We start from the raw sequence: 1,447 nt of genomic DNA, 5'->3' as shown, positions 1-1,447 counted from the left end.
GCCTTGGCCGCGGCGTTGTCGGCCTGGGCGGCGCCGGTGGCCAGGAGGGCGGACACGGCGACGGCGGTTGCGAAGCTCAATTTCATGGGGGGTTCTCCAGGGGTCTGTGTGTGCAAAACGGAATCACTGGGCGCCGGCCGCGATCCATTGGGCAATGGTCTTGGCATCGGCATCGCTGAGTTGGGGCTGCGGGGGCATGGGCACGGCGCCATAGACGCCCGAGCCACCGCTCTTGATCTTACCGATCAGGTAGGCCTCGGCGTCGGCACGGCCTTTGTGCTTGGCGGCGATTTCGTTGAAGCCCGGCCCGACGACCTTGTTCTTCATGCCGTGGCAGGCGGTGCAGGAGTTGGCGCCGAGCAAGGTTTTCACATTGCCCGTGCCACTGGCCGCGGCCACCACCACCGGTGCGGCCACCGACACCTTGCCACTCAGCGGGGCGCTGGGCGGCGGCTTGGTGGTGTCGGCACCGCGCACCGGACCGATCACGCGGTTCTGCTCGGCGATGTTGCCGTGCGCATCGCGGGCAAAGGCCGGCAGGCTGCTGTGGATTTTTTCATCGACCGAACAGTCCTTCATACAGGCCACGTTCTTGACGTCGCCCTTGCCGTTGGTTTTCCACATCGGCTCGTAGAAGGCCATGCCGTTGCGGTTGGGCATGCGCTTTTGCACCTCGGCGATGTTTTTGTCGCTCAGCACGTAATCGGCAGGCACGATCTCGGCCAGGCTGAGCAGATAAGCCACCACGCCGTAGACCTCGTCGGGCTTGAGGGTTTTGGGGTTGTTCCAGGGCATGGCCCGGTTGATGTAGTCCCACAGGGTGGACACCGTGGCCACTTTCATGATGGTGGTTTTTTGCGGGGCCTTGCTGGGCGCACCTTCCACCAGGGCGGCCACTCGGCCGGTTTCGATGTCTTTCTTGGTGGTGCCGCCGATGATGGGCGTGAACACCTCGTTGGATTCGCCGAAATCGCCGTGGCAGGAGGAGCATTTGGCGATCCAGACCTCTTCACCCAGCGACACCGAACCCGCGCCTTTGGGCAGACCCTTGAAGTCGGGGCGCACGTCGATGTCCCAGGCCTTGACTTCGGCCTGGGTGGCGTTGCGGCCGATGTCGTGCCAGGGCTGGGCTTGTGCCTGGGCGGCACCCAGGCCCACCGTGGCCAGGGCGGCGACCACGGCGGCCGCGCGGAGGGATTGTTGGAACTTGCTTTTCATCAGTACACCTGCACGTTGGAGACTTCGCCGTTTTCCGACACCAGCCAGCTCTGGATCGCGTTCTGGTGGTACACCGATTTGGTGCCCCGCACGGCCCGCAACTGGTTGATCTTGGGCTGCACATAGCCGGTACTGTCGATGGCACGGCTCTGCAGGATGGCGGGCTTGCCGTCCCAGACCCAGTCGATGTTGAAACGGGTGCAGGCCTTGGGCAGCACCGGGCCTTCCA

Annotated in this window: 1 protein-coding gene and 1 pseudogene; both read right to left on the bottom strand. The window is 64.5% G+C overall.

Annotated elements, in window-relative coordinates:
* Nucleotides 1-123: 123 nt before the first annotated feature.
* Complete coding sequence (locus CON77_RS13730) at nucleotides 124-1,218, bottom strand: c-type cytochrome (protein ID WP_101050041.1); 1,095 nt, start codon at nucleotides 1,216-1,218, stop codon at nucleotides 124-126.
* A pseudogene (locus tag CON77_RS13725) lies at nucleotides 1,218-1,447 on the bottom strand (sulfite dehydrogenase); the annotation flags it as partial. The pseudogene CON77_RS13725 and the gene CON77_RS13730, both read right to left, overlap by 1 nt.

Source organism: Macromonas nakdongensis, assembly GCF_002837145.1.
Classification (GTDB): domain Bacteria; phylum Pseudomonadota; class Gammaproteobacteria; order Burkholderiales; family Burkholderiaceae_C; genus Macromonas_B; species Macromonas_B nakdongensis.
The sequence above is the reverse complement of the archived record's forward strand: the minus strand, read 5'-3'. Positions and strand labels throughout refer to the sequence as shown.

Coding starts and splice junctions, on each gene's coding strand:
- CON77_RS13730 (WP_101050041.1), bottom strand. CDS start 1,218: ATGAAAAGCAAGTTCCAACAATCCCTCCGCGCGGCCGCCGTGGTCGCC.